At 50.0% G+C, this 26,938-nt stretch carries 22 protein-coding genes and 1 tRNA gene; 19 read left to right on the forward strand and 4 right to left on the reverse strand.

Annotated features, from left to right (window positions below):
* Window positions 1–5 precede the first annotated feature (5 nt).
* From ABGT65_RS07225 to ABGT65_RS07240, 4 genes are all read left to right on the forward strand, one after another.
* A complete protein-coding gene (locus ABGT65_RS07225) occupies window positions 6–1,433 on the forward strand; it encodes a RagB/SusD family nutrient uptake outer membrane protein (protein WP_346700920.1) in 1,428 nt (475 codons plus the stop codon).
* Window positions 1,434–1,448: 15 nt separating this feature from the next.
* The gene (locus tag ABGT65_RS07230; RefSeq protein ID WP_346700922.1) at window positions 1,449–2,249 is read left to right on the forward strand and encodes a DUF4843 domain-containing protein; all 801 of its coding nucleotides are present in this window, start codon (window positions 1,449–1,451) and stop codon (window positions 2,247–2,249) included.
* A 20-nt stretch (window positions 2,250–2,269) separates the two neighbouring features.
* Window positions 2,270–3,874: a PKD-like family lipoprotein gene (locus tag ABGT65_RS07235; RefSeq protein WP_346700924.1), complete on the forward strand. Its 1,605-nt coding sequence runs from the start codon at window positions 2,270–2,272 to the stop codon at window positions 3,872–3,874.
* A 232-nt stretch (window positions 3,875–4,106) separates the two neighbouring features.
* Window positions 4,107–5,249 carry a TlpA disulfide reductase family protein gene (locus tag ABGT65_RS07240; protein WP_346700926.1) on the forward strand — a complete coding sequence of 381 codons (1,143 nt, stop codon included), beginning with the start codon at window positions 4,107–4,109 and terminating at the stop codon, window positions 5,247–5,249.
* 259 nt (window positions 5,250–5,508) lie between these two features.
* Here ABGT65_RS07240 and ABGT65_RS07245 read toward each other — a convergent pair whose 3' ends face one another.
* Window positions 5,509–5,757, reverse strand: coding sequence for a hypothetical protein (locus ABGT65_RS07245; RefSeq protein WP_346700928.1), 249 nt, complete (start codon window positions 5,755–5,757; stop codon window positions 5,509–5,511).
* Window positions 5,758–6,011: 254 nt separating this feature from the next.
* Here ABGT65_RS07245 and ABGT65_RS07250 point away from each other — a divergent pair, with 254 nt between their 5' ends.
* The 9 genes from ABGT65_RS07250 (at window position 6,012) to ABGT65_RS07290 (ending at window position 17,023) form a co-directional block, all read left to right on the forward strand.
* Window positions 6,012–8,141 (forward strand): alpha-glucuronidase family glycosyl hydrolase, encoded by a 2,130-nt coding sequence (locus ABGT65_RS07250; protein WP_346700930.1) that lies wholly within the window; start codon window positions 6,012–6,014, stop codon window positions 8,139–8,141.
* Window positions 8,142–8,478: 337 nt separating this feature from the next.
* On the forward strand, window positions 8,479–9,762 hold the full coding sequence (locus ABGT65_RS07255) for a site-specific integrase (RefSeq protein WP_004308773.1): 1,284 nt from the start codon (window positions 8,479–8,481) through the stop codon (window positions 9,760–9,762).
* Between the two features lie 63 nt (window positions 9,763–9,825).
* Window positions 9,826–11,121, forward strand: a complete 1,296-nt coding sequence (locus tag ABGT65_RS07260) for a YhcG family protein (protein WP_004308774.1) — start codon at window positions 9,826–9,828, stop codon at window positions 11,119–11,121.
* 8 nt (window positions 11,122–11,129) lie between these two features.
* Entirely contained in the window at window positions 11,130–12,173 is a 1,044-nt protein-coding gene (locus ABGT65_RS07265; protein WP_004308775.1) for a hypothetical protein, read from the forward strand.
* A 224-nt stretch (window positions 12,174–12,397) separates the two neighbouring features.
* A complete protein-coding gene (locus ABGT65_RS07270; RefSeq protein ID WP_004308776.1) occupies window positions 12,398–12,706 on the forward strand; it encodes a DUF3853 family protein in 309 nt (102 codons plus the stop codon).
* Window positions 12,707–12,720: 14 nt separating this feature from the next.
* The gene (locus ABGT65_RS07275) at window positions 12,721–13,797 is read left to right on the forward strand and encodes an AAA family ATPase (RefSeq protein WP_008766855.1); all 1,077 of its coding nucleotides are present in this window, start codon (window positions 12,721–12,723) and stop codon (window positions 13,795–13,797) included.
* Window positions 13,798–14,009: 212 nt separating this feature from the next.
* Window positions 14,010–14,966 carry a toprim domain-containing protein gene (locus ABGT65_RS07280; RefSeq protein ID WP_004308778.1) on the forward strand — a complete coding sequence of 319 codons (957 nt, stop codon included), beginning with the start codon at window positions 14,010–14,012 and terminating at the stop codon, window positions 14,964–14,966.
* A gap of 211 nt (window positions 14,967–15,177) precedes the next feature.
* A complete protein-coding gene (locus ABGT65_RS07285; RefSeq protein ID WP_004308779.1) occupies window positions 15,178–16,581 on the forward strand; it encodes a hypothetical protein in 1,404 nt (467 codons plus the stop codon).
* Between the two features lie 88 nt (window positions 16,582–16,669).
* Window positions 16,670–17,023, forward strand: coding sequence for a nuclear transport factor 2 family protein (locus tag ABGT65_RS07290; RefSeq protein WP_004308780.1), 354 nt, complete (start codon window positions 16,670–16,672; stop codon window positions 17,021–17,023).
* Between the two features lie 446 nt (window positions 17,024–17,469).
* Here ABGT65_RS07290 and lnu(AN2) read toward each other — a convergent pair whose 3' ends face one another.
* The 3 genes from lnu(AN2) to ABGT65_RS07305 all read right to left on the reverse strand — a co-directional run bounded on the left by lnu(AN2) (window position 17,470) and on the right by ABGT65_RS07305 (window position 19,625).
* Entirely contained in the window at window positions 17,470–17,982 is a 513-nt protein-coding gene (gene lnu(AN2) / locus ABGT65_RS07295; protein ID WP_004308783.1) for a lincosamide nucleotidyltransferase Lnu(AN2), read from the reverse strand.
* 24 nt (window positions 17,983–18,006) lie between these two features.
* Window positions 18,007–19,212, reverse strand: coding sequence for a macrolide efflux MFS transporter Mef(En2) (gene mef(En2), locus ABGT65_RS07300; RefSeq protein WP_005786079.1), 1,206 nt, complete (start codon window positions 19,210–19,212; stop codon window positions 18,007–18,009).
* 326 nt (window positions 19,213–19,538) lie between these two features.
* Window positions 19,539–19,625: transfer RNA gene (locus ABGT65_RS07305), tRNA-Ser, on the reverse strand.
* 397 nt (window positions 19,626–20,022) lie between these two features.
* Between ABGT65_RS07305 and ABGT65_RS07310 the strand changes: the two genes are divergently transcribed.
* The 6 genes from ABGT65_RS07310 to ABGT65_RS07335 all read left to right on the forward strand — a co-directional run bounded on the left by ABGT65_RS07310 (window position 20,023) and on the right by ABGT65_RS07335 (window position 26,677).
* A complete protein-coding gene (locus tag ABGT65_RS07310) occupies window positions 20,023–21,180 on the forward strand; it encodes a hypothetical protein (RefSeq protein ID WP_346700947.1) in 1,158 nt (385 codons plus the stop codon).
* A gap of 27 nt (window positions 21,181–21,207) precedes the next feature.
* A complete protein-coding gene (locus ABGT65_RS07315) occupies window positions 21,208–22,959 on the forward strand; it encodes a transporter (protein WP_346700949.1) in 1,752 nt (583 codons plus the stop codon).
* A gap of 97 nt (window positions 22,960–23,056) precedes the next feature.
* A complete protein-coding gene (gene proS / locus ABGT65_RS07320) occupies window positions 23,057–24,541 on the forward strand; it encodes a proline--tRNA ligase (RefSeq protein WP_346700951.1) in 1,485 nt (494 codons plus the stop codon).
* 194 nt (window positions 24,542–24,735) lie between these two features.
* Window positions 24,736–25,635, forward strand: coding sequence for a cation diffusion facilitator family transporter (locus ABGT65_RS07325; RefSeq protein ID WP_346700952.1), 900 nt, complete (start codon window positions 24,736–24,738; stop codon window positions 25,633–25,635).
* 241 nt (window positions 25,636–25,876) lie between these two features.
* Window positions 25,877–26,461 carry a sigma-70 family RNA polymerase sigma factor gene (locus tag ABGT65_RS07330; protein ID WP_346700954.1) on the forward strand — a complete coding sequence of 195 codons (585 nt, stop codon included), beginning with the start codon at window positions 25,877–25,879 and terminating at the stop codon, window positions 26,459–26,461.
* 66 nt (window positions 26,462–26,527) lie between these two features.
* On the forward strand, window positions 26,528–26,677 hold the full coding sequence (locus ABGT65_RS07335) for a hypothetical protein (protein WP_346700956.1): 150 nt from the start codon (window positions 26,528–26,530) through the stop codon (window positions 26,675–26,677).
* Window positions 26,678–26,938: the final 261 nt, after the last annotated feature.

Below are 26,938 nucleotides of genomic sequence, written 5' to 3' on the forward strand. Positions count from 1 at the left end.
CTACAATGAAAAAGTATAGACATATCTTGGTTGTCCTGACGGCTCTGATGGCGGTTTCGTGTGCCGACTGGCTGGATGTACAGCCCAGCGACCAGGTATCCGAAGAGACGGCTTTCAGTTCGGTGGCCGGTTTCAGGCAGACCCTGAACGGCGTATATGTGGAGTTGAACTCGGACAACCTGTACGGACGTGCCCTCAGTTGCGGAATGATCGAGGTGCTGGCGCAGCGTTATGACGTCAGCGATGAGTTCACCCGTTATTACCCCTTTACGACCTACGATTACACGGGAGCCACGGCGCAGGACCAGATTTCCAATATCTGGGAGACCGCCTATACGCTGATTGCCAACCTCAACAAAATCCTGGAAAATTGCGAAAAACGCCGGGGGTCGGTCCTCTCCGACGAGTATTACCACATCATCAAGGGTGAGGCTCTGGCCTTGAGAGCCTTGCTGCATTTCGACCTGTTCCGGCTGTTCGGACCCGTATACGAGGGAAACGAAAACCAGACGTCGATCCCCTATTACTCCGAATTTTCGCTGAATGTCGCCCCGAGCCTGCAGGCGGCCGAATTCATGACGAACGTCATTACGGACCTCGAAAATGCACTCGTGGAGCTGAAGGATGATCCTGTGATCGCAAACGGCGTGAGCGGAAAAACCGGAGACACGTTCCTCGCTTACCGGAACCTGCGGATGAACTACTACGCCGTAGAAGCTCTTCTTGCCCGAGCCTCGATGTACGTCGGCGACACCAAGCGGGCCGAAGAGTTGAGCCAGGACATCATCGACAAGCACGACAGAAGCACTCATTTCCCGTTCATTACGAGTCAGCAGATCACGGCTTCGGAACCGGACCGGGTCTTCTCGACCGAGATCCTCTTCGGACTGCAGAATCTGAATGTCGATCTGCTCTACTCCTCGCTGTTCGATGCCTCCCGGCTGAAGTCCGAAAGCCTGCTGGCGCCCAGAAGCTCCATCATCTCCAGCCTCTATACGAACATCAACGACTACCGCTACCGGACTTCGCTCCGCACGACGGCCGAAGTCGGTGGTACAAACTTCTCCGTGTTCCAGAAATACATGGGCGGAGATTCGCTCTACATGCAGATGATTCCGATGCTGCGCATCAGCGAAATGTATTACATCAAGGCCGAGATTCAATTGGAAAAAGGTCTGGAGACGGACGCCATGCAGACCCTGACGGAGTTCCTGAAACACCGGGGTGTCGACTCCCCGAGCATACTCACGCCGCAAGCGCTGCTGGATGACGAATACCGCAAGGAGTTCTTCGGCGAAGGGCAGCTCTTCTTCTACTACAAGCGCCTGAATCGATCCTCGATACCCAATGCAACCAGCACGTCCGGCACCGTGAGCATGAACAGTGCAACATACGTCCTGCCCATCCCGGACGGTGAGACCCAATACAATTAATCTGGAGATATCATCATGAAACGAATTCTTATCATAGTAGCCATTGCCTCGGGACTCTTCTGGAGCGGGTGCCAGAAAGATCTCGATACCTATCAGGGTGAAAGCGGAATCTATTTCGACCATCAGGAGAAAGAGACGCAAAACAACCTCCGCGCAGACACGCTCTCCTTCGGATGGGGACAAATCGACGGAGACATCCTCGAAACGAAAATATCCCTGCGGATCAATCTGATCGGGGATGTGGCCGATTACGACCGGAAATTCCAGGTCCTGGTTACGGAGACGATCATACCCGAAGAGCTGAAGGGCAAAATGGAGGCGGCCGTCGAAGGGGTCGATTACCGGGCCTTCGAAACCGAATGCATGATCCCGGCTCATGAAGTAAGCACGAACCTCGACATCACGCTTCTGCGCACCGAAGCTCTGCAAACCGAAAGCCGCGCGCTGACCATCGCCTTGCAGGAGACCGAAGAGCTGAAATTCCTCTACTCGCGCGAGATCACCGACAAGGAGAACAACCGCCGCCGGATCGACCTGCAACGGGTGATCGTCATGAACGAGAACCTGGCAAAACCGGACTGGTGGTATCGGCACGAAGCGATTTTCGGAGAATATTCGATGAAAAAATCCATCACGATCTGCGATGTCATGGGAATCGACCGTACCGAGTGGATCAGCAATGCCTACGGAAACCGCACGGCTTATCTGATCTTCATCGGCCAATACATGCAGCGCTGGCTGAATGAACAGAACCCGCCCATATATGAAGAGGATGGCGAGACCCTGATGACCATGGGACCCGATTCGCAAAATTAACACCCTAAAAACTGAACCGTATGAAATTCCGTTCATTATACAAGATTGCAGCCGTCTGCTGTGCGGCAGCCCTGTTTCTGACGGCCTGTTACAGCGACAAGGGCAACTACGACTATCACGACATCAACGAAGTGACAATCGAAGGTATCGATCGGGAAAATGTATACCAGGCCTATGCCTTTCAGACAACGCTGAAGATCTCCCCCGTCATCCACTCGACCATGAGCGAGGCGGACAACTACGAGTACACGTGGCGGATCATCCCTCGGAATGCCGACACGAACAGCGGAGCCTCGTTGGATGAGTTCATCGTCAGCCGCGAGAAGGATCTCGTATATCCCGTACAACTGTCCGATGGCGACTACACGGGATTCTTCGAGGTCAAAGACCCCGCGACGGGTGTCACCTGGATCGAGGACTTCTACCTGCACGTAACCAGCCAGGGCAGCAACGGATGGCTGGTCGCCTGCGATGATAACGGCCGGACCCGCCTGGACCTGATCGGCAAGGACAGCGAAGGGAAGGAGGACGTGCTCTATCCCGACCTGTGGAAAAACCTCGATTTCGATATGGGGTCGCCCAAAAGACTCTTCTTCGTAGGAGATAACTGGGGGACATTCGGATTCCCGTTCTTGGCCACGGACAAAGGGAGTTTCGCTATCACCGGAAGCAACTTCCATATCGGCGAAGATACGGACCTGAAGTGGTATTTCGGTACGGCCGGCGACCAGATCCTGATTGAAAGCAGCGTCAACGACATATACACCGCAGCTCCTAACCTGGTGGCATACTGGTGGGTTATCAACAACGAAGGGGAAATCTACAAAACCGAATGTTCCAATCAGGCATTCTTCTCCTATCCCATCAATATGGTGAATGGAGAGACTGCATTCAAGGCCGCACCCTTTATCGGTGTATCTTATTCTTGGTGGTATACGGCCGATGTAGAGCCTTGGAACTATAATTATGCCGTGATATTCTACGACATGGAAGGCCGTCGATTCCTATCCAAATACGACACCAACAACTATCCCTCGGAAATGCAATGTACAGGCACTCAATTGTTTGATGTTGTTACCGGCAGGGACATGGTATTCATGGACTCCCATTACGATATCGATGAACTGGTTGTGGCTGTCTTGAAGGAACCGGCCAGCCCGGAATACTATTTGTATGGCATGTTATTGAAGTTCTCAGAGATCGAGCAGTTCTGCTATGGCAAAATCGAAGGGCCGGACATGGCAAACGCCAAATTCTTTGCTTTACACCCCAGTCTTAACGTGCTCTTCTACGCCACGGAAAACAAGGTCTACCGGATAGATATAGGCAATCAAACAACCATGAATGTCACCGAAGTGCTGGCCCTGGATCCCGGAGAAGAGATTGTCGTCTGCAAATTCAACAAAATCTTATACATAGACGGTCCGGAAGGCATGAGTGACAACATGTACAAACTGGTCGTCTGTACGAACAAGAAGATGGCATCGCCTGATGATCCGAATGTCGGAACATTCCGGCTCTACGAGGTTCCGGAATTTGCAACCGACAAACTTACGCTCGCCGAGGAGATCGATGGACTGGGCAAGATCGTGGATGTCGTCTACAAGGAGTATGAAGAGTTGTAAGGGCCGGATCCATTCCAGAAAGATGTGCCAGAATCGGTCCGTTGCTGCTGGCTGCCGATAAAAGAGGCGGTTTTGAAGCATGAAGTCCTGTGCAGACCCGGATGTCGGGGCGAGATATTCGGCATCCGGGGCCGCACTGGACCTGGCGATCCAAAAACAAGTCAACAAAAAGAGAGTCTCCAACTGCAAAAAGTGACTCATTAAACATTCATTTTCAAAAAAACTGGAAAACATGTTGCCGAGAAACGTGAGAATGAAAAAAGGCATGAAGAAAGCAATGAAAAAAGCAATGATGGCAGGAATCCTACTGACGGTCGGAGCTGCCTGCAACACGTCGGAGGGGTATCAAATCACCGGTACTTTGCCGGAGGTTGAGAACGGCACCCAAATCGAATTGACCGGAATCGATACGAACGGTCAGGATTCCCTGCTGGTTGCCGGAGTCGTGACGGACGGGAATTTTGAAATTCCGGTGACCGGGCAATGCATCATGGCTTGTCTGCGCATCCCGGAAGTGCTGCCTCGTATTCCGTTTTTTTTCGAACCGGGCATCCATTCCTATAAACTCGAAGTCGATGCCGAAGGCTCGATGCAGGTGAAAGGCGGAGCGTTGCAGGAGATCTGGAACGCTTATTCCGCCCGGAATAAAGCCTTCGACCAAGAAAAAAAGAAGATCGAAACCGCTTACCGGGAGGCGGCAAAAAGAGACGATCTTTTCGAAAAAATGCATCACCGGGCAATCTATGAAGATCTCAAAACTGCTCAGGAACAATACGAAGACAGCCTGTTGCGCCAGAACGACAATATCGTAGCGGCAACCCTCGTATGGTTGCGCAGCCGTGAACTCGCCGTAGCACGCAAAATTGGCGAAAAGGTGGCGTTGTTGGGTCCGAATGCCTTACAGACACCTCCGGGACAGGCCGTCAAGCGAATGGCCGAAGCGATGAGCTGTACGGAAAACGGAAACATTGCTCCGGACTTCACCCAAAACGATCCCGATGGCAATCCCGTATCTCTTTATGGCATTCAGGCCAAAGTGAAGGTGCTCGATTTTTGGGCCTCGTGGTGTGGACCCTGCCGAGCCGAGACGCCCAATGTGCGACGCATCTACGACAAATACAAGGACAAAGGGCTGGAGATCATCAGCGTATCGCTGGACACGAAACGGGAAAACTGGCTGCAGACCATCGAAACCGACAAAATGGAGTGGATTCATACGTCTGATCTGAAGGGCTGGGACAATGCTGTAGCACGGATGTATGGGGTGCGGAGCGTTCCTGCAATCTACGTACTGGATGCCGAGAATCGGATTGTCGGACAAAACCTGCGCGGACAGGAACTGGAAGATACAATCCGAATGCTGCTGAACGAATAGGCCTTTCTCGCAACGGTGTCAGTTGGCTGGACGGAGGGAATCGGGGTACAGTTCGAATCCGGATTCATATTCGAGGACAGAAGACGTCTTTGGAAAAGGTCAAACCCGAAACCTCAGAACGGTCCCCACATCGTCGCATCATGCCAAAACGAAGAGTCTTTACCCGGACTCTTCGTTTTTCGTATATAACCAGCCTTTGGGGAGAAGCCCGGCTTGAAAAAACACGCATTGATTCTGAAAGAAACATTGCGAAGGTTTCCTAACTTTGGGAATATAAGGAGATTCTCAACCTGCTTTCGATCTTTGTGAAAGGCTTGCCGAGGGCCAGTTTCCGGGTGTGGTTGTCGAACGTGAGGTCGAGCGCCGAGGGAAGAATGACCGGACGTCCGTCGAATTGCGTGGCGTAGCCGATGCGCATGGCTCCATCCTCGTCGGAGAGGGTCATGTCGATACGTTGCCGTCCATCGGGCGATTGCAGGGCGTCCGCTCTTCCAAAATTCGCCGACATGGGGCAAAACGGAGCGTAAAAAATCCACGAATGGCGATAGGGAACCCTTCCAGAATCCGGACCTGTCGTTTGACCGAGCCTCGCTCCCGGCAGGCTGCATCCCCCACCCCGGTCGACGACCCCGACGCGGATATACATCCGGCAGGCTCTGTACACTCAGAAGCCTCCCCGGCAACACCACAGCCTCAATCGTCCCACGACATGCTCAATCGGAGCCAACCCGAGCGGCTCCTCGACAAAGCCCCTGTCGGAGTGTGGATTGTCCATTCATTTTATTTTATTACTTTTGTTTTCATCTGTTTTCGTTGAAATATCAGCCCCCAATGCCTTTCATGAAGAAATTCCTTATTCCAATCATACATATAGCACTGGTTTTCACAGCATTTCATGCCGTATGCGCATCTTCGCAGACGGACTCCGCCGGATATAACCTGTGGCTTGATTATAGACCCGTGCAACAACCCGCCCGGCAAAATGAATACGAAAAACGGTGTTCTTGTATCACTCTTCCCGCAAACAAATACCAAACGGTTATCACCAAGGAACTGACGCGGGCTTTCGAACAGTTGCTCGGCATCTCTCCGAAATGGTCGGAGAACAAGCAGGCTGGAATTCACATGTCCCTGGACGGAGATCCGGCCGAATTAGGCGCGGAAGGTTACACCATTCAAAGCAACAGTACCGGAATCGCTGTGCAAGCCGCAGGGGATGCCGGACTCTTATATGCCGCCTTTCGGTTGATTCGTGAAATGCAATGCGGAAACTCGCTGGAGAGATTGATGATCAAGGAGGTTCCGGCCTATGACCTGAGAATCCTAAACCACTGGGATGATCTGGACGGTCATATCGAACGCGGATATGCGGGAACCTCGCTTTGGAAGTGGAATGAACTGCCCGAAACACTCGATCCTCGTTATGAGGATTACGCCCGGGCCAATGCATCGATCGGTATCAATGGGGTCGTTTTGAATAATGTGAATGCTGATCCCCGGATTCTGCGGCGCGATTATTTGAAAAAAGTTGCGGCGTTGGCGGATGTTTTCCGAGGTTACAATATCCGGGTATATCTGACGGCAAACTTTGCAGCCCCGATGAAACCCTCCGCAACGCCCGACGTGATGAAGGCATGGGGCGGAATCGGAAATCTCGACACGGCCGATCCCCGAGATCCACAGGTACAGGCCTGGTGGAAAGCCAAAGCCGATGAAATCTATGCGTTGATTCCCGATTTCGGAGGCTTCCTGGTAAAGGCGAATTCCGAAGGAATGCCCGGCCCTCAGGATTATGGATGTAATCACGCCGATGGGGCCAATCTCCTGGCCCGGGCCCTGAAACCGCATGGTGGAATCGTCATGTGGAGAACCTTCGTCTACAATCCGGAGATTGATAAGGATCGAATGAAACGGTCATATCTTGAGTTTATGCCGCTGGACGGGCTGTTCGACGACAATGTGATCCTTCAAACCAAAAACGGACCCCTTGATTTCCAGCCTTCCGAGCCGATTCAGCCGCTATTCGGCGCGATGCGCCGTTCGCAAATGATGCTGGAACTCCAGATTACACAGGAATACACGGGACATTCGACGTACCTGGTCTATCTGCTCCCGATGTGGCGAACCGTTCTGGATTTCGATACCTGCTGCCTCGGACCCGGAAGTACGGTGGCTCGCATAACCGAAGGTAAAATCTACCCGCAGCGAATTCGGGCCATTGCGGGTGTGGCCAATACGGGGAACGTTCGAAACTGGACCGAGCACCCGTTCGCACAGGCCAACTGGTATGCGTTCGGACGCTTGGCCTGGAATCCGGAGGCGCCGACCGTGCAAATTACTCGAGACTGGATTCGTGCTACCTGGCATACGGATGAAACCGCAACCCGGGAGATCGAAGCCATGATGATGCCGACCTGGAAGGTCTTTACACAGAGCAGTTCGCCTTATGGACTGGGACTGACTCTGGATGTGCAGAACCACTATTATGCCAATTTCCGGAATCGCGCGGGAAAAGAGTGGTTCGTTGATACGACCGGGGTGGGAATGGATCGGACCAGCCTTGGAACCAATTTTACAGCTCAGTATTTCGAGCCGAACCGGACCCGGTTCGAAGATCCTGCACAATGTCCCGAAATGTGGCTTTTGAGTTATCATTTCCTCCCCTGGGAGTATCGGATGCCGTCGGGCAAAACCTTGCGGGAGGCCTTGCTCGAAGGTCTGCACGCCGGACCCGATCTGGCTCGGCAAAACATCGCCCGATGGAAAAGCCTGCGCCGGAAACTCGACGAGGAGCGTTACCAGAGGGTCCTTCGCAAACTCATGCAGGAGTTCGAGGATGCAGCCCGATTCCGGGATCAGGCCGTCGGGTTCTTCTCTGAGTTTTTGGAATAACGGGGACGGAACGTTTCCCCCGTACCATAAAAATTCCTACATTTGTGGGAATCCGTCGCAGTCCCGATTCTATGAAAGTCTCAAAATGCATATTCCGGCTATTCCTGCTTGTCTGCATCCCGGCTTTTTCGCTTTGCGAATCGTACGCCGGAGGATTGATTGGTTCCGGAGAGAAGGGCTCTCGAACTTATACTTTCACAGAATATCATAAAACTGCAAACGACTGATAATCAAGTGTAAATTACAATATAGAGTAAAAGTAAATGTTTCTAAATGTCTTTTGCCATCTCAATAATTGGGTGTATATTTGGGTGTAGAATTTCAAACGCACCCAATTATGAATATCAAGCGCAACATCATTTTTGCATTGGAGAGCCGGAAAAAGAACGGTGTGCCAATCGTAGAGAACGTACCCATCCGTATGCGTGTCATCTTTGCCAGCCAACGCATCGAGTTTACAACGGGCTACCGGATTGACGTAGCCAAATGGGATGCAGATAAGCAGCGGGTAAAGAACGGATGTACCAACAAGCTAAAGCAAAGTGCAGCCGAAATCAATACGGACTTGCTGAAATACTATGCCGAAATCCAGAATATTTTCAAGGAATTTGAGGTGCAGGAGGTCATGCCAACGACCCAACAGTTGAAGGAAGCTTTCAACATGAGAATGAAAGACACCAGCGAAGAACAGCCGGAAGAAGCCCCTGTCAGCTTTTGGGAGGTGTTCGATGAGTTTGTAAAAGAGTGCGGTAACCAGAATAACTGGACGGCATCCACCTATGAAAAATTTGCAGCAGTGAGGAACCACCTCAAAGAGTTCAAGGAGGATGCAACGTTCAACTATTTCAACGAGTTTGGATTGAACGAATACGTCAACTTCCTGCGTGACACCAAGGATATGAGAAACAGCACCATCGGCAAGCAAATGGGATTCCTCAAATGGTTCCTGCGCTGGAGCTTCAAGAAAGGACATCATCAGAACATTGCATACGATACGTTCAAACCGAAACTGAAAACCACCTCGAAAAAAGTAATCTTCCTGACTTGGGATGAACTGAACAAGCTGAAAGACTACCAGATACCCAAGGATAAGCAATACCTGGAACGTGTGCGTGATGTTTTCCTGTTCTGCTGCTTTACGAGTTTGCGGTATTCGGATGTTCGCAATCTGAAAAGAAGCGATGTGAAGTCCGACCACATCGAAATAACCACAGTCAAGACTGCCGACAGCCTGACGATTGAACTGAACAAATACAGCAAAGCCATACTGGACAAATACAAGGACATCCATTTCGAGAATTACATGGCTCTGCCCGTCATCAGCAACCAGAAGATGAACGATTACCTGAAAGAGCTGGGCGAACTGGCAGAAATCAACGAGCCTGTACGGGAAACCTACTACAAGGGAAATGAACGTATTGATGAAGTCACACCCAAATACGCTTTGCTCAGTACCCATGCAGGAAGAAGGACATTCATCTGCAATGCGCTGGCTCTCGGAATCCCGGCACAGGTGGTCATGAAATGGACGGGACACAGCGACTACAAAGCTATGAAACCCTACATTGACATAGCGGATGATATTAAGGCAAATGCCATGAACAAGTTTAATCAACTATAAAAGTATCAAACAGTTTCATAGATAGTTACCAATGACTATATTTGTAGAAATTATCATCACAATATGAGCAACAAGGAATCCAACATAGAGAAAACGAATTTTGATGCATTCATACAAGCGGTCGGTTCGGAAATAGAACAGGCACAAGTAAGGCTGATTGTTGCAGCCAATGCACAAATGCTGTTCCATTACTGGAAGATAGGCAATTACATCCTTTATCACCAGCAGCTGCACGGATGGGGAAGCAAAATCATCAAGCAGTTGGCAAAGGCTATCCGACTGCATTACCCTGAAAAGAAAGGCTATTCGGAACGTAACCTTACCTATATGTGCCAGTTTGCAAAAGCATATCCTTTAAGAGCGTTGCAAAGTTTCATAGAAACAGATGCAAGCCTGTCTGTCCCAACCATACAGAGTGTGACCAATGAAGTATTAAAACTGAATGACAAGCAATTTACGCAGGAACTTACTGCGCAAATACAATCGATTGATTGTCAATCATTAGCAATTACGCAGGAAGTTCCTGCGCAATTTGAAGATGTGGGAAAAACCGTGTCTGCCATTTACAGGATGGGAATCAGGGAAATAGAAGAAGTTTTCTTGACCTCTCCTATAGCCAAAATAAACTGGACAAGCCAAATGACTATACTTGACAGTTCGCTACCTTTAGGTCTAAGCTACTGGTACATGAAGCAGTCTGTGGAAATGGGATGGAGCAGCAATGTATTGAAAATGCAAATTGACAGTGATTTGTATAGCCGACAAATCAGCAACAACAAGGTAAACAATTTCACGACCACACTTCCGGCTCCACAAAGCGACCTTGCCAATTACCTACTCAAAGACCCGTACATCTTTGATTTGGCAGGAGCCAAAGAAAAAGCAGACGAAAGGGATATTGAAGAACAGCTGGTGAAACACGTTACCCGCTACCTGTTGGAAATGGGCAACGGTTTTGCCTTCGTTGCCCGGCAGAAGCACTTCCAAGTCGGAAACAGCGATTTCTTTGCCGACCTGATTCTATATTCCATTCCGTTGCACGCATATATCGTGGTAGAATTAAAGGCTACCCCATTCAAACCGGAGTATGCAGGACAACTGAACTTCTACATCAATGTGGTGGATGATAAACTGAGGGGAGAGAATGACAACAAGACTATCGGGTTGTTGCTATGCAAGGGAAAAGACGAAGTTGTGGCACAATACGCATTGACAGGCTATGACCAGCCCATCGGCATCAGCGATTACCAATTGAGCAAAGCGATTCCCGAGAAACTGAAATCAGCGTTGCCCAGCGTGGAAGAAGTGGAAGAAGAACTGGCCTCTTTCCTTGACAAAGACAATAACACTCAAAAATAGTTGCGTCCATGAAAGATGTAATTACAACGCTGATTCCCCGATACGGAGAATTGAACAGAATATATAAAGACTGGTTTGATAATAAAGGTTTCTCTTTTGAAAAGCAGAAATTCATTACCAAGTTCTATCTGGACTACAATGATGTAACGGTTCTTGAAACAGCCATTCTTGAACTGGTGTTTCATCTTCCACAGGAGCAATACACACTGATTCTGAATAGCCTGAAAAAGGAAGTATGCGAAAACATAAGTTATTACAAGAAAGGATGTATGCCGGATGAACAGACCGTTTACAATATCTGCTTCCGAGTTTCAGAAATCTATAAAGAAGCCATAGAAGAACAGCAATACAAGACGACCAAGCTCCATGCTCCGCTAAACGAAGCATACCACCGATACGATTCCATAGGTTATCGGGAACACACTGCAGAGGATGAAAAGCGTGCGGAAATGGAATATGAACGGTGCAAAGATGAATACGAGGAGAAAAAAAACAAGCTGACCGAACTCTACGATCTGCAAAAACAGACCAGAGAGAAAGCCCTGCAATATGCAAAAAGCCGTTTCAATGAAATCTATCGGCTGGGCTGCCACCTCAAAGAGACATTGGCGAAATATGTATTTGATGAAACAAACGAGCCGGAAGAGCCAGCCGAACAAGAACCAAATGCCCCCAACATACAGGAAGAAGTGCTGGGAACGAAACAGACTGAGTATTTCAATATGGAACTGCTTTCGCTCATTCATGTAACCTGCGTGGGAGAACAGTTCGAGAATATTTCCGAACATGATTTCTATACCTGCATGAACCTGCTACCAAGCGACACCAAACCCCAAATCAGACCGAGAGAAAAAATACGTACCTGCTATCTGATATTCCTGATGAGCGAAAAACTGCCCAAACAGGACAGGGAGAATTGGAAGAGGAATATCCTGAAAATATTGGATATTGAGGAAAGCTACTACAAGTCAAAGTACAAAGAGCCTGTTTCCGATTTCCCCAGTGACAGCAACCGGAAATTTGCCAAAGAAATGGATGGTATATTCCGATAATCTGTGATATGCCCTGACATTTTACGAAACAACCACTTTTACCACTCAAATTAAATTTTTGAGTGGTATTTTTATTATCTGATATTCAGATAAATAACAAGATATTCCATTTATATCAACCACATCCTTACCACTTACAACCCTACCTAATTTTGCATCGTTCGAGAACAGAGATAACAGCCAGTGCGCAGGGCTGATTGTTAAACGACTAAATAGATTGAACGATGAAAAATCTTCAAGAATTATTATCAAAACCCGTCTGGCAGATGACAGGTGAAGAGTTCATATTCCTAAGTAAGCACGCTTCCCGTCAAACGGAAACGCAGCCACAGCCCATTACAGACACAGAAAGAAAATATGTGTACGGAATACTGGGCATAGCCAAACTGTTCGGGTGCAGCCTACCCACCGCCAACCGTATCAAGAAAAGCGGAAAGATTGACAAGGCAATCACTCAGATAGGACGTAAGATTATCGTGGATGTTGAGCTTGCCCTTGAACTGGCTGGAAAGAAAACAGGAGGACGGAAATAACGGGAGGCATGGCTATGGACTATATGAAAGAGACTAAGGAAATATCGGCTGAAGAAGCCATAATCCTTTGGCAAGCCTCACGTTTGAGCCTGTCGAAAAGTTATGAGAAAGCACCTGAAATCCTTAAAGTACATGATTCTGTCATTGGGACATTGGGTAATTTCAGCGCATCCATCGGCAAAGCCAAAAGTAAAAAAACGTTCAATGTATCGGCTATCGTAGCCGCTGCATTGAAGAACGGCACAGTGCTGCGGTATGTGGCTGAACTGCCTGAAGATAAGCGGAAAGTGCTTTATGTTGATACAGAGCAAAGCCCTTACCATTGTCTGAAAGTCATGACGCGCATTTTGCGAATGGCTGGTTTGCCAGATGATAGGGACAATGAGAATCTTGAATTTCTTGCCTTAAGAAAATACACGCCTGAGCAGCGTATCAGGATTGTGGAACAGGCTATTTACAATACACCCGAAATCGGTCTTGTAATTATAGACGGCATACGGGATATGGTGTATGACATCAACAGCCCCAGTGAATCAACACGCATCATATCCAAGCTGATGCAGTGGACGGACGACAGGCAGATACATATCCATACGATACTGCATCAGAACAAAGGGGATGAGAACGCAAGAGGGCACATTGGTACGGAGTTGAACAACAAGGCGGAAACCGTATTGCAGGTAGAAAAGGACAAGGGCAACGGTGACATCAGCCATGTTTCAGCCATTCACATCCGGGCAATGGACTTTGAGCCTTTCGCATTCCGTATCAACGACAAAGCCCTTCCCGAACTCATTGAGGGATACAAACCTGAAACAAAGAAGCCGGGAAGACCCGAAGAAGAGAAGTTCGACCCTTACAGGCATATCACCGAGCAGCAGCACCGTATCGCATTGGAAGCCGTTTTCGGGCTGAAAGAGGAATACGGCTACAAGGAACTGGAAGATGCCTTAATCAAGACCTATATGTCAGTGGGTGTAAAGCTGAACCATAAAAAGGCGGTATCGCTCATCACCATGCTCCGCAACAAACGGATGATAGTGCAGGAGACAGGCAGAAAATACACATTCATGCCTGACTTCCACTATTAGCCCATTTCCCTGCAATCACTTCACTTTATTCTCGGGGTGTATATATTAGGAATATAGTGAAGTGCTTGGGGAATGGGACTAAATCACTTCACTTTATTACCGTATCCTATATATACGAGAATTTAGTGAAGTGATTATAGACCGTACTTCCTAAAAAGGTACGGGCAAAAAGAAAAATAAACCAATTCACCAACTACTAAAACAATCATTTTATGGATATACAGACAGCCAAGCAAATCAGAATAGCGGATTATCTGCATAGTTTAGGATATTCTCCCGTCAAGCAACAAGGTGTCAATCTGTGGTATAAATCACCGTTAAGGGAAGAAGCCGAAGCCTCGTTCAAGGTAAATACCGAACGTGAACAATGGTATGACTTCGGTTTGGGTAAAGGTGGTGGTATCATAGAACTGGCTGCACACCTGTACGCTACCGACCATGTACCTTACATCTTGAAACGGATAGCAGAGCAGACACCGCACGTGCGCCCGGTATCTTTCTCTTTTGGAAAGCAAAACTCTTCCGAGCCGAGCTTCCAACAGTTGGAGATTGTTCCGCTGTCATCTACTGCCCTGCTTGCCTACTTACAAGGTAGAGGAATTAACATAAAACTGGCGAAAAGAGAATGTAGTGAAGCACGTTTCACTCACAACGGCAAGCGGTACTTTGCCATCGCCTTTCCCAATGGTTCGTGTGGATATGAAATCCGCAACCGCTATTTCAAGGGCTGCATCGCCCCAAAGGAAATCTCCCACATCAGGCAGTCGGGAAAAGCGAGGAATACCTGTTATGTGTTCGAGGGATTTATGGACTACCTCTCCTTTTTGACATTGAGACAAGAGAGCTGCCCAAATTATCCGGAATTGGACGGGCAGGACTACATTGTATTGAACTCCGTATCGAATGTAAACAAGGCTCTCTATCCGTTGGGCAATTACGAACGCATCCACTGCTTTTTCGACAACGACCATGCAGGACTGGAAGCACTCCGGCAAATCCGCATGGAATACGGCAGAGAGCGGTACATCCGGGACGCTTCGCAGATTTACAGAGGATGCAAGGACTTGAACGAATACTTACAGAAACAGATTGAAAGAAAAAGGCAGCTCCAGTCCGCCAAAGGGGTGCGCAGCCAATCACCGGAAAAGAAGAACGGCTTCCAGTTATAGCCCACTATAACTACACGCTTCGCTTTCGTAGTTGTGGGCTCTCCCGAGGGGATTAGGGCTTTGCCCTAATGACCCACTCAGGGCGTTTCACCCCTGAGAACCCCGAGCAAAGAGTGACCCTCTCTTTGCAATCTCCGCTTATGGGTTACCCCTAAGAACCCCTCTGCGAAAGCGAGCAAAGTAAATCAATTGTAAACAAAGGAAAGAAGCTATGGCAACAAAATCAAGCATACATATCAAGCCTTGCAACATCGCATCGAGCGAGGCACACAACCGAAGGACTGCCGAGTATATGCGTAATATCGGGGAGTCCAGAATCTATGTCGTTCCCGAACTTTCCACCGATAACGAACAGTGGATAAATCCCGACTTCGGCACTCCCGAACTGCGAACTCATTATGACAATATCAAGCAAATGGTCAAGGAAAAGACCGGACGTGCCATGCAGGAAAAGGAAAGGGAACGCAAGGGAAAGAATGGAAAGATTATCAAGGTGGCGGGATGCTCACCCATCCGTGAAGGAGTATTGCTTATCAGACCGGACACCACACTGGCTGATGTACGCAAATTCGGTGAAGAGTGCCAAAGACGCTGGGGCATCACTCCGCTACAGATTTTCCTGCATAAAGACGAAGGGCATTGGCTGAACGGTCAGCCGGAAGCAGAAGACAAGGAGAGCTTCCAAGTCGGTAACAGATGGTTCAAACCAAATTATCATGCTCATGTCGTATTCGACTGGATGAACCATGAAACTGGAAAGAGCCGAAAGCTCAATGACGAGGATATGGCAACCATGCAGACCCTTGCTTCCGATATTCTCCTGATGGAACGTGGACAGGCAAAAGCTGTCACAGGTAAAGAGCATCTGGAACGAAATGATTTCATCATTGAGAAGCAGAAAGCCGAACTGCAACGTATAGAGGAAACCAAGCGACACAAGGAACAACAAGTAAGCCTTGCCGAACAGGAACTCAAACAGGTAAAAGCAGAGATACGCACGGACAAACTAAAGAAAACAGCCACCAATGCTGCTACCGCCATAGCAAGCGGTGTAGGTTCTCTTTTCGGAAGCGGTAAGCTGAAAGAACTGGAACATCACATCGAGCAGCTACATCAGGAAATTACCAAACGGGACAAAGCTACTGATGAATTAAAAATTCAGATACAACAAATACAGGAACAGCATAGCAGACAAATTCGTAATCTTCAAAGAATACATAATCAAGAACTTGAAGCCAAAGACAAGGAAATATCACGATTGAGCACCTTGCTTGAAAAAGCCCACAAATGGTTTCCCATGTTCAAAGAGATGTTGAGAATGGAAAAATTATGCGCTGTTATCGGGTTTACCAAAGACATGATAGAAAACCTCTTGACAAAGAAAGAATCCATACAATGTAGTGGCAAAATTTATTCCGAAGAACACAGGTGGAAATTTGACATCAAGAATGATATTTTTAGGGTTGAGAAACATCCGATGGATAGTGGTAAGCTTATGCTGACCATAAACCGACAACCCATAGTACAATGGTTTAAGGAACAATGGGAAAAGTTACAGCAGAATCTACGTAACTCGGTGCAGAGAGAGCAAAAATCCAGAGGATTTAGAATATAGAATAGCCTATTATTAATAAAATCAAGTATCTATGCATCCAAACAGATTGTTTTTATTACAGAATCAAAATCCTAAGAATTTATAAAAAATGAAGCCTAAAGAAGTTTTGGAAAAATGGATAGATTGCTTTAACAAAGCAGATGCTTATCATATAGCAGAGCTGTATGCTACTAATGCAGTAAATCATCAAGTCGCAAACGAACCAATAATAGGTAAAGAATCAATCTACAAAATGTTTGTGAATGAATTTGCCACTGCTAAAATGGTTTGTATGGTGGAAAATATTTTTGAAGATGGCGAATGGGCTATCATGGAATGGAAAGACTCTCTTGGACTTCGTGGATGCGGATTTTTTCATGTAAAAGATAACAAAATCGTCTTTCAAAGAGGGTATTGGGATAAACTTTCATTCTTGAAGCAACACAATCTTCCAATTGAATAAGTACTATCAGAATACGGACTGGGAAATTGAAATACCCAGTCCGAGTTATATAATGAATTTTACTTGTTAAACTATTTAAAGTCAGTTGGATAACAAACCATACCTTTCACATTCTCAGTAGCTCCAGGTATTAATTCAGCCACCATGCAATATTCATGAGAGACTTCGAAAGGAAATTCAATTCCTAAATCGATAGCCTTGCGATAGCCAAATCGAGGATAATACTCTTTATGCCCCAATACGACTGCTGTGCCGTAACCCAAAAGTGCTGCCCTCTGATGGGCTTACTGAATCAACATCCCCCCCCAATTCCCTTACGCTGGAATTCCGGCAAGACTGCCAATGGAGCTACACTCAGGGATGTGACAGACTGGGTGTCACTGTCTATCTTTACTTCTGTAAGTAAGATATACCAGACAATTTGTTTTTCTGTCATTTTCTTGTTCTTATCTAATTGTTAGGCTCATTGTTGTTATACATTGTTTAATTATAGATAAATCGTGAATATCCTTCTCTCTTAAATCGTAGCCCGAATGGAATACTTGTTGCCCTTTTGCAGAAATGCAAGGGATGCTTCTGCCTTCAAAGACTGCTGTTCCAAAATAGTCCGGTTGAAATTCATACCAGCCTCCATCCAAGTCGGCTTGTTTGGAAGTGCCGTCCGCATTCAAGACAAAAGGATGGATATCAATATAGCCTAATTCTTTGCTATACAGTTCCACACGGGTGGGCAACCAATTTGTTTCAATTTGATATCCTCTCTCCTGCAAAAGATCAAGGAGTTGGTCTGTATAATTGGCATCAAAATCAATGTCAATATCTCTATGCAAGCGGGTTTGCTGTCCGTACAAGACATCCACTCCCCAGCCTCCATCCAACCAAAACTGCATGTCCAGGCTTTCCAACAAGTCCAAAACTTGAAATAACTCTGTAATCGTAGTGTGTTCTTTCTTTGTCATATAATAATTCTTTAATAAATAATACTATGCGTAATTATCCAACTGCTTGATTGAAGAAATAAAATTTGCACCCACTCCAATCAGAAAGATAACCCATCCGCTGATCATAAAGACGGATGTGATACCCCATGCTTCCACCCAATATCCTGAAGCTACGATACCCAGCATTGATGGAAAGGTACTCAAACTAAAGATGAGAGAAAAAGTCCGTCCAAGCATGTCCGAAGCCAAGTTCTGCTGAATAATAGCGATGAAAAGCGCATGGTAAATGGAATAGGCTATGCCTCCTGTAAATGTTAGGCAAACAAAACCTATAAATGCGCTTGATGGTAAATAACTGGCGCTAATCAGATACAATCCCAATATCACATAAGCCGTATGCATCACTAATGTTTGCTTGCTTTTCAAAGCCTTACAGGCAAGTACTAAACCGCCCAACAATGCCCCTGAGCCCCAACCCATTTCCACAACTCCCATTTGCAAAATGTTTCCGTTGAAATGCAGAAGCGTCATAAAAGGAAATAACGTAAAAACAGGCATAAGGACAAAAGTCACCAGCGTAAAGCATACGAATAAAGGCAAAATGCCCATTGTACGCCGCAAGGTATGCCAACATTCCGTCAGTTCTTTTTTGAAATCTGGAAGAACTTTCGTTTTTTGAAGAGAAGGAATCTGGACACAAAGTAAGGTCAGACAAGCAGCAACAGCTCCGATCACATCTATGAGCAGAATATACTGTATGGGAAGCCAAACAACGAGGCTTGCCCCTACAACGGGAGCTATCACCTCACTGAAGGATTGAATGGAATGGTACAAACCTGATACCCTGACAAGATGGTGCTTGGGAACCAGTAGAGGGATGCTTGCCTGTAAAGCAGGTGCATGAAACGTACTGCCTATTGAACGACAAGCAGTCAATAGATAAAAAAAAGAAAGGTCTTTATAACCCTTGGTTATCACAATAAAAAGACATAGGGTACAGAACGCGATGAACAAGTCCGAATAAAACATCGTTTTCTTTCGATTCCATCTGTCAACATAGACCCCGGCAAACAAGCCTAATACAAATTGTGGTAAAAATCCAGCTAAAATAGCCAGAGATAAAGCTGTCGGGGATTTAAATTCGTTGCTAATCCAAAAAATAATGGAGAAGCCAACAATCGTACTTGTTAAAATAGATATGAGTTGGCCTATTCCTATCACGGCCAAAGTTGATTTCCAATGATTCATTGTGCTAATATTTCATGCGTTTATAGATAAGTACTTTCGTACATTAAGCAAAACGAAATTCTATCCACACAAAAAACTTGTATTATAATCCACTCCTGACGTTGGAATACAATAACAAATACTTTCAGGACGATGTAAAGTCCTGAAAAATCAAACTGAATGGATAGATAAATATTAGTCTTTTCTCATCGGATTCTTTTAATATCGCTACTCTTTTATTATGTAGTGGTTGTATTATCTTAAATAAAACAAAAACACCGACTTTACATTCTTGGGTGTAAAACTGGGTGTTTGTTTTGCAATCTGCTGATTTTCAGCGTTTGTTGCGGAGAGAGAGGGATTCGAACCCCCGGTACAGTTGCCCGTACACCGCATTTCGAGTGCGGCCCGATCGACCACTCCGGCATCTCTCCTTTTTGATCGTGAAGCGCAGCGTTTGCCTTGTATTACCTTGCCTCCTGCCCTCAGCATTCCGTCTCCTGCTCCTGGCCCTTTGCCCTCTGCATCCCGTCTCCTGCCTCCAGCACTCAGCCCCCCCCCTGCACTTCACCCCGAAACTCTCGTTTTGGGACTGCAAATATAGACATATTTTTTATTTTTTTACAGTTCCCGGTAAAAAAAATGCGCCGGAACCGAAATTTATCCCCGAAAATGCCCCGAAAGCCTCTTTTTACTCCGAAAAAGACTATCTTTGTAGACATCCCTAAATGCAGTATTCGGGGATCTGCTCCGTTTATGGAGTAGAATGATACGAAAATCGGTATGATTTTCGTTTCTTAAGCAAGAAACTAACGCAAACATTTGTGCGCTATGAAACAGTTCAAGGTTTTAATCGGAATAGCCTCCCTGATGGTCGGAGCGGTCGGATGCTCGTCGCTCTACCAGGCCTCGGCCGGTTATGCTTCCGACGATCTCTATGCCGTCCATAACCGCGCCGAGATCGCCCGCAAGCAGCAGGCCGAAGCCGAAGCGAAGCGTGCCGAAGCCGCAGCCCGCAAGGCCGAATGGGAAGCCCGGATCGCAGAGGCTGAGGCCGCTGCGGCCGAAAACCGCTATTATGAGTACTCCTCTCCCGATGCGAACCCTTACGAGAGCATTCTCGCCGACGATTATGAAAGCGCCTATGCCCGTCGTCTGAGAGGGTTCGAATCGCCTACCTACAAGATGCCGTCGAGTTATCTCGATGCTCGTTACAGCTCGGCGTTCACCTATGCGTCGGCCTATGACCCCGCCTTCTACAACATCGTGATCTCCGGAGACCAGGTCTGGGTTGAGCCCAAGTACATCACGTCGATGTTCGGAACCTGGGGCGGAACCATTCTCTGCGATCCCTGGTATTACGGTTGGAACTGGCCTTGGGGCCCGAGTTTTACGTTCGGAAGCTGGGGCTGGAGTTTCGGTTGGTACAATCCCTGGTATTATTCGTGGTACAGCCCCTGGCGGCCGTGGTACAGTTCGTGGTATGATCCCTGGTGGGGGCCCGGCTGGTACGGGTGGTATGGCTGGCACGGTCACCCGCACTGGGGTCCCGGGTGGCACGGGAGTGTGCCCCGCCGGAACTATTACGCCAATCCGGGCGGCCGCAACCATAGGGGCTATACGCCCGGGCGGGCGACGTCGGGACGCACGTACGGAGTCGGATCCGGCAGTTATAACTCCTCGCGCGGGAACAGCGGCCGCAGGGGTAGCGTTTCCTACGAATCCCGTTACGGCAGCCGCCGGGACAACAGCCCCTTCGGCAACAACTCCCGCGGCAACCGCAACAACAGTTACAACAACTACAACAACTATAACAACTACAACAGCAACCGGACTCCGAGTTACAACAGCGGCTCGCGTGGCAGCAGCTACAACAGCGGCGGCAGTTTCGGCGGTTCGCGTGGCGGTTCGATGGGCGGCAGCTACGGCGGCGGAGGCGGTTCGCGCGGCGGTTCGGCCGGAGGCGGCGGAAGCCGGGGCAGCCGGTAGTTTTCGGTTTCTCAAAAAGGTTTGAATATGAAAGGTTTGAAGAAAATAGGAATTTTGTGCCTTGCGGTGCTTGCCGCCATGCCCCTCCGGGCTCAAACTGCCGATCGTCAGATCAACTACGGATTCGGGGGATCGGTGCTGAACCGCGACATGCTCTGGGCATCGGATTTCGCCGAACTGAGCCGCACGCACCTCTTCGGAACGGCCCGGGCCATGGGTATGGGAGGGGCCTTCACGTCGCTCGGCGCCGACCTTACGTCGATGGCGCTCAATCCGGCCGGGTTGGGCATGTACCGCAGCAGCGAGTTCTCCTTCACGCCGCTGGTTAGCGTGTCGCACGCCTCGACGGACGGAACCGCCACGTGGCAGAACAACAACAAGACCCGTTTTGCCTTCGCCAATATCGGCGTGGCGCTGAACGTCTTCGAGAGCGGTTCCGGAGCGCTGACCAGCCTGACGGTGGGGTTGGGGCTCAACCGTATCGCCGATTTCAATACGCGCTACTCGTTCTCTTCGGAGTCGCTCTTCGACCCCTCGACCGGGGCCTATATGCCGACCATCGGGGATATCTTCTCCCAGCAGTTGAACTCCTGGGGAACGCGACCCAATTCGTCGAATCAGTTGCTGATGCAAGACCTGCACCCCAGCGTGTGGCCTGCGGCACTGGGCTATGACGGTTATATGGTCGATTACTTTTCTGATGGCGGAAACAACCCCTGGGGCGTAGCGCGTATTGGCGGAAATGCTTCGGTGCTGCACTCGTTGGATGTGGTCAACAGCGGGTCGATCAACGAGTTCGATATTTCGCTGGGCGGCAACATCAACAACATCGTCTACTTCGGTGCCACGCTCGGCATCCAGAGCGTCTACAAGCGCACGGCGATGACCTATCAGGAGGAGTACGGCTATTTCAACACGAACGGCGTGGCGCAGACGCTCAATCGGGAGACCGGCGAGTGGTCGAATCTGACCCAGCAGCTCGAAATGATGAACCTCTACCAGCGGATGACGATCGACGGCAGCGGTGTCAACCTCAAGCTGGGTGTCGTGGTGCGCCCGATCGCGGGGTTGCGGCTGGGTGCGGCTTTCCACACGCCGACCTACTATTCGCTCGACTACTCCTATCGGGCCGGGATCACGACGCGCATCGTGCAGACCGAGGATATTATCAACAACGGCCCGGTCCATGGAGTGGAGGCCGGGAACGACTCCCCGACGGCCACCAACGAGGGCCCGGACAGTTGGAGCTTCACTTCGCCGGCGCGGTTGATGTTCGGGGCGTCGTACACGTTCGGGAACTTCGCCATCGTGTCGGTGGACTACGAGCGCGACTGGTACAACGGGATCCGCATGAAGGATGTGCCGCGTTACAACGACCTCCTGACGGAGGACTACAAGGCTGAATTCAAGCACGATTTCCAGGCGACGAACTCCCTGCGTGTGGGTGCCGAGATCCGTCCGCTGCCGTTCCTGGCGCTGCGTGTGGGCGGCGGCTTCACCGACTCGATGCTCAAGGAGCGCGATACCTATACGTATGGGGTCAATACCGGGATGCCGGTGACCTATAAGAGCTGCTATGTCTCGGCGGGACTCGGGGTGTCGTTGTCGCGCAGCGTGACGCTCGACATCGCCTATCAGAACGTTTCCGACAAGTTGAACGGCTATCAGCTCTTCTGCAGTCAGGATTACGACACGGGTGATCTGATGACCTGGACCGGGGTTTATGAAACTTCGCTGACGCGCCACTACATCGCCATGACGCTCAACTTCCGTTTCTGAGCCCCGTCAAAGATGAATTATCGGGTCCGCTTCGTGGCGGACCTTTTATTTTTTTGTATATTTGCGCCACGAAACGAATGTAAAAACAAAATAGACAATGGCAAAGGAACTCAAAGACCTCACCAAATCGGACGAGAACTACTCGCAATGGTACAACGATCTGGTGGTGAAGGCCGGACTGGCTGAAAACTCGGCCGTGCGCGGGTGTATGGTCATCAAGCCCTACGGTTACGCCATCTGGGAGAAGATGCACGACGCGCTGGACAAGATGTTCAAGGAGACGGGACACCAGAACGCCTATTTCCCGCTCTTCATTCCGAAATCCTTCTTCTCGAAGGAGGCCCACCACGTGGAGGGTTTCGCCAAGGAGTGCGCCGTGGTGACGCACTACCGCCTGAAGAACGATCCCGAAGGCAAAGGTGTGGTGGTTGATCCCGACGCCAAACTCGAAGAGGAGCTGATCGTGCGCCCGACTTCGGAAACGATTATCTGGAATACCTACAAGAACTGGATCCAGTCGTACCGCGACCTGCCGATCCTCTGCAACCAGTGGGCCAACGTCGTGCGCTGGGAGATGCGCACGCGCCTGTTCCTGCGGACGGCGGAATTCCTCTGGCAGGAGGGCCACACGGCCCATGCCACCCGCGAAGAGGCCATCGAGGAGGCTACGAAGATGATCCATGTCTACCAGAAGTTTGCCGAGGAGTGGATGTCGCTGCCGGTGATCGTGGGGCACAAGTCGCCCAACGAACGGTTTGCCGGGGCCGAGGATACGCTGACGATCGAGGCACTGATGCAGGACGGCAAGGCGCTGCAGAGCGGTACGTCGCACTTCCTGGGGCAGAATTTCGCCAAGGCCTTCGACGTGCAGTACGTCAACAAGGAGGGCAAGCTCGAATACGTATGGGCTACGTCGTGGGGCGTCTCGACCCGGCTGATGGGTGCGCTCATCATGGCCCACTCGGACAACAACGGACTGGTGCTGCCGCCGAAACTCGCGCCGATCCAGGTGGTGATGATCCCCATCTACAAGGGCGAGGAGCAGCTTGCGGAGATTCGCAAGCGCTTCGAGACCATTGCCGAGGGGCTGAAGGCCAAGGGCATTTCGGTGAAGATCGATGACCGCGACAACGTGCGTTCGGGCTTCAAGTTTGCCGAGTACGAGCTGAAGGGAGTGCCGGTTCGTCTGGCCATGGGCCCGCGCGACATGGAGAACGACACGATCGAGCTCGTGCGCCGCGATACGCTCGAAAAGGAGACCGTGCCGCAGGAGGGGCTTGTCGACCGGATCGAGGGTTTGATGACCGGGATTCAGGAGAATATTTACCGCAAGGCGCTGGCTTACCGCGAGTCGATGATCACGAAGGTCGACACGTGGGAGGAGTTCAAGGAGGTGCTCGAAACCAAGGGAGGCTTCATCTCGGCGCATTGGGACGGCACGGTCGAGACCGAAGTGGCGATCAAGGATGCCACGAAGGCCACGATCCGCTGCATTCCGATCGACGCGCCCGAAGAGGAGGGTGTCTGCGTCTTCTCCGGCAAGCCGTCGCACCGCCGCGTGCTCTTCGCCCGCAGCTATTAGTCTCCGGCGAGGAGGAGATCAGGGTGGCATCCGGTTCGGGTGCCGCCCTTTCTCATGGGGCGGAAACGTGCGCCAGTCGGGCTTTGTGGCTCCGGTGCGGACTTCCCGGGTGTGCTGGCTCTTTTTTTTCGACGCCACGAATCAAATTTTTTCGTACTTTTGACCCCTGTCCAAACAGCTAAACGGTTGAGCTTATGTCGAACGAAGCGGAAATTCGGAAACGGAAAATCTACCACGTCACCTTTGTCGGACTCGTGGTCAACCTCGTGTTGTCGTTGTTGAAACTTGCGGCCGGCATCGTGGGCCGAAGCGGCGCCATGGTTGCCGATGCCGTGCATTCGTTCTCCGACCTGGCCACCGACGTGGTGGTGATTGCCTTCGCGCGGATCTCCGCCAAGCCCCGCGACTCCGGCCACGACTACGGCCACGGGAAGTACGAAACCCTCGCCACGATCATCATCAGCCTGGCGCTCGGCATCGTCGGTGCCGGGATCCTGTTCAACAGCATCGAGGGAATCCGGGTCGTTGTCGAGGGCGGCAGCCTTCCGCGTCCGGGCGCCGTGGCGCTCATTGCCGCGCTTGTTTCGATCCTTGTCAAGGAGATCCTCTACCGTTATACGGTGCGGGAGGGTCGTGCGCTCCAGAGCCCGAGTGTCGTGGCCAACGCCTGGCACCACCGCAGCGACGCCCTTTCGTCGCTCGGGACGCTGGCCGGAATCGGCTGCGCCTACTTCCTCGGAGCAAAATGGCGGATCGCCGATCCCATTGCGGCCCTGGTCGTGGCGGTCTTCATCTTCAAGATCGCCTTCGACCTCATCCGCACGGGCCTGAGCGAACTGCTCGAACAGTCGCTGCCGGAGGATGTCGAGCAGGAGATTCTCGCTATCGTCACGTCGAATCCCGAGATCCGCGAGCCCCACAACCTGCGCACGCGCCGCATCGGCGCCTCGATCGCCATCGAGGTGCACGTCCGCATGGACGGACAGATGACCGTGGAGCACTCCCATGCCCTGACCGTCGAGATCGAGCGACGGCTTCGGGCGCGTTTCGGCGAAGGGACCATGATCGCCATCCACGTGGAGCCGGTCAAGTGAGTGGCCCGTTTTCCTGGCACGGATTTTGCGTTCCGACCTGCGGGGAGGACCCCGAAAATGTTCACAAGAGTAGAAAAATTTGTTTTTTTCGGGAAATATCACTACCTTGCCGACGTAATCTCCCCTCCCCTGTCGGGGAAAGGGCGGAGAGTTGGAATTTATTGCAGGTTTGACAGAACGCTTAAAAAAGATTGCCTATCGGAAAAGACGCTACTCTTTGTAACTAATTGGGAAAAAGAGTATGAACGTGCAAGTATTAAGTGACCGGGTATTGCTTAATCACTACCTTTCCGGGGATCGGAGCGCTATGTCACAACTCATCGAACGTCACAGCCGCAGGGTCCGGGACTATATCAACATGATGGTCAAGGACCGGGATCTGGCCGACGATATTTTTCAGGAAACCTTCATCAAAGCCGTCCGCGTGATCGACGAAGGCCGTTATACGGATAACGGCAAATTCCTGTCGTGGATTCTGCGGATCGCCCACAACCAGGTGATCGACTACTTCCGGGCACAGCGCCAGGACAAGTCCGTGAGCGAATCCGAGGCGGGTTACGACATGCTCGGGACGCTCCGGTTTGCGGAACGGACCGTCGAGGACTCGATGGTCAGCGAGCAGATCGAACGCGACGTGCGCGCCCTGATCGATTTGCTGCCCCCGGAGCAGCGTGAAGTCGTGATGATGCGCTACTTCTCGGGCCTGAGCTTCAAGGATATTGCCGAGCAGACCGACGTGAGTATCAATACCGCGTTGGGGCGGATGCGCTATGCGCTGATCAACCTGCGGCGCATGATCAAGGAAAAAAATCTGATTCTTTGCTGAGGCGTACAATAATCCTCCCGGGGGATGCGTTATAAGGATGACAACTCTCTTAAAACGACAACGCCTATGGAGGATATGGACCAAAACGAGATTTCGGACAACGGCATCTCCGAAGACGAAGATCTGTTGATGCGGGAGGTGATACAAGGGGACGCGGATCTGTACTATCTGCACCATTACCTCTCGGACATCTTCCGAAACGGGGATAATTTTTAAGGGTTAATTTTTGATGGGGAAGGGCGCCGTGAGGTGCCCTTCATTTTGTTTTGTGCGGTATCCCCGGACGGCAGGCCGGGCCGGATTGCGGGAATGCACCGGTTGGCAGGCGGTTCCCCGATCGCGGGAACGGACCTCTTTTTGGTGTGTTGTATCGTAGATGATACTGTTATTTCTTCGTTTTATCTCCAATTTTGCGCCAATAATCGACAGTGGAGGAGGGTGAGCAGCGTGAATTTCATCCGATTCCGGGATTCGATA

Source organism: uncultured Alistipes sp. (genome assembly GCF_963931675.1).
Taxonomy (GTDB): Bacteria; Bacteroidota; Bacteroidia; order Bacteroidales; family Rikenellaceae; genus Alistipes.

Coding starts and splice junctions, on each gene's coding strand:
- ABGT65_RS07225 (WP_346700920.1), top strand. CDS start 6: ATGAAAAAGTATAGACATATCTTGGTTGTCCTGACGGCTCTGATGGCG.
- ABGT65_RS07230 (WP_346700922.1), top strand. CDS start 1,449: ATGAAACGAATTCTTATCATAGTAGCCATTGCCTCGGGACTCTTCTGG.
- ABGT65_RS07235 (WP_346700924.1), top strand. CDS start 2,270: ATGAAATTCCGTTCATTATACAAGATTGCAGCCGTCTGCTGTGCGGCA.
- ABGT65_RS07240 (WP_346700926.1), top strand. CDS start 4,107: ATGTTGCCGAGAAACGTGAGAATGAAAAAAGGCATGAAGAAAGCAATG.
- ABGT65_RS07245 (WP_346700928.1), bottom strand. CDS start 5,757: ATGTCGGCGAATTTTGGAAGAGCGGACGCCCTGCAATCGCCCGATGGA.
- ABGT65_RS07255 (WP_004308773.1), top strand. CDS start 8,479: ATGAATATCAAGCGCAACATCATTTTTGCATTGGAGAGCCGGAAAAAG.
- ABGT65_RS07260 (WP_004308774.1), top strand. CDS start 9,826: ATGAGCAACAAGGAATCCAACATAGAGAAAACGAATTTTGATGCATTC.
- ABGT65_RS07265 (WP_004308775.1), top strand. CDS start 11,130: ATGAAAGATGTAATTACAACGCTGATTCCCCGATACGGAGAATTGAAC.
- ABGT65_RS07270 (WP_004308776.1), top strand. CDS start 12,398: ATGAAAAATCTTCAAGAATTATTATCAAAACCCGTCTGGCAGATGACA.
- ABGT65_RS07275 (WP_008766855.1), top strand. CDS start 12,721: ATGGACTATATGAAAGAGACTAAGGAAATATCGGCTGAAGAAGCCATA.
- ABGT65_RS07280 (WP_004308778.1), top strand. CDS start 14,010: ATGGATATACAGACAGCCAAGCAAATCAGAATAGCGGATTATCTGCAT.
- ABGT65_RS07285 (WP_004308779.1), top strand. CDS start 15,178: ATGGCAACAAAATCAAGCATACATATCAAGCCTTGCAACATCGCATCG.
- ABGT65_RS07290 (WP_004308780.1), top strand. CDS start 16,670: ATGAAGCCTAAAGAAGTTTTGGAAAAATGGATAGATTGCTTTAACAAA.
- ABGT65_RS07310 (WP_346700947.1), top strand. CDS start 20,023: ATGAAACAGTTCAAGGTTTTAATCGGAATAGCCTCCCTGATGGTCGGA.
- ABGT65_RS07315 (WP_346700949.1), top strand. CDS start 21,208: ATGAAAGGTTTGAAGAAAATAGGAATTTTGTGCCTTGCGGTGCTTGCC.
- proS (WP_346700951.1), top strand. CDS start 23,057: ATGGCAAAGGAACTCAAAGACCTCACCAAATCGGACGAGAACTACTCG.
- ABGT65_RS07325 (WP_346700952.1), top strand. CDS start 24,736: ATGTCGAACGAAGCGGAAATTCGGAAACGGAAAATCTACCACGTCACC.
- ABGT65_RS07330 (WP_346700954.1), top strand. CDS start 25,877: ATGAACGTGCAAGTATTAAGTGACCGGGTATTGCTTAATCACTACCTT.
- ABGT65_RS07335 (WP_346700956.1), top strand. CDS start 26,528: ATGGAGGATATGGACCAAAACGAGATTTCGGACAACGGCATCTCCGAA.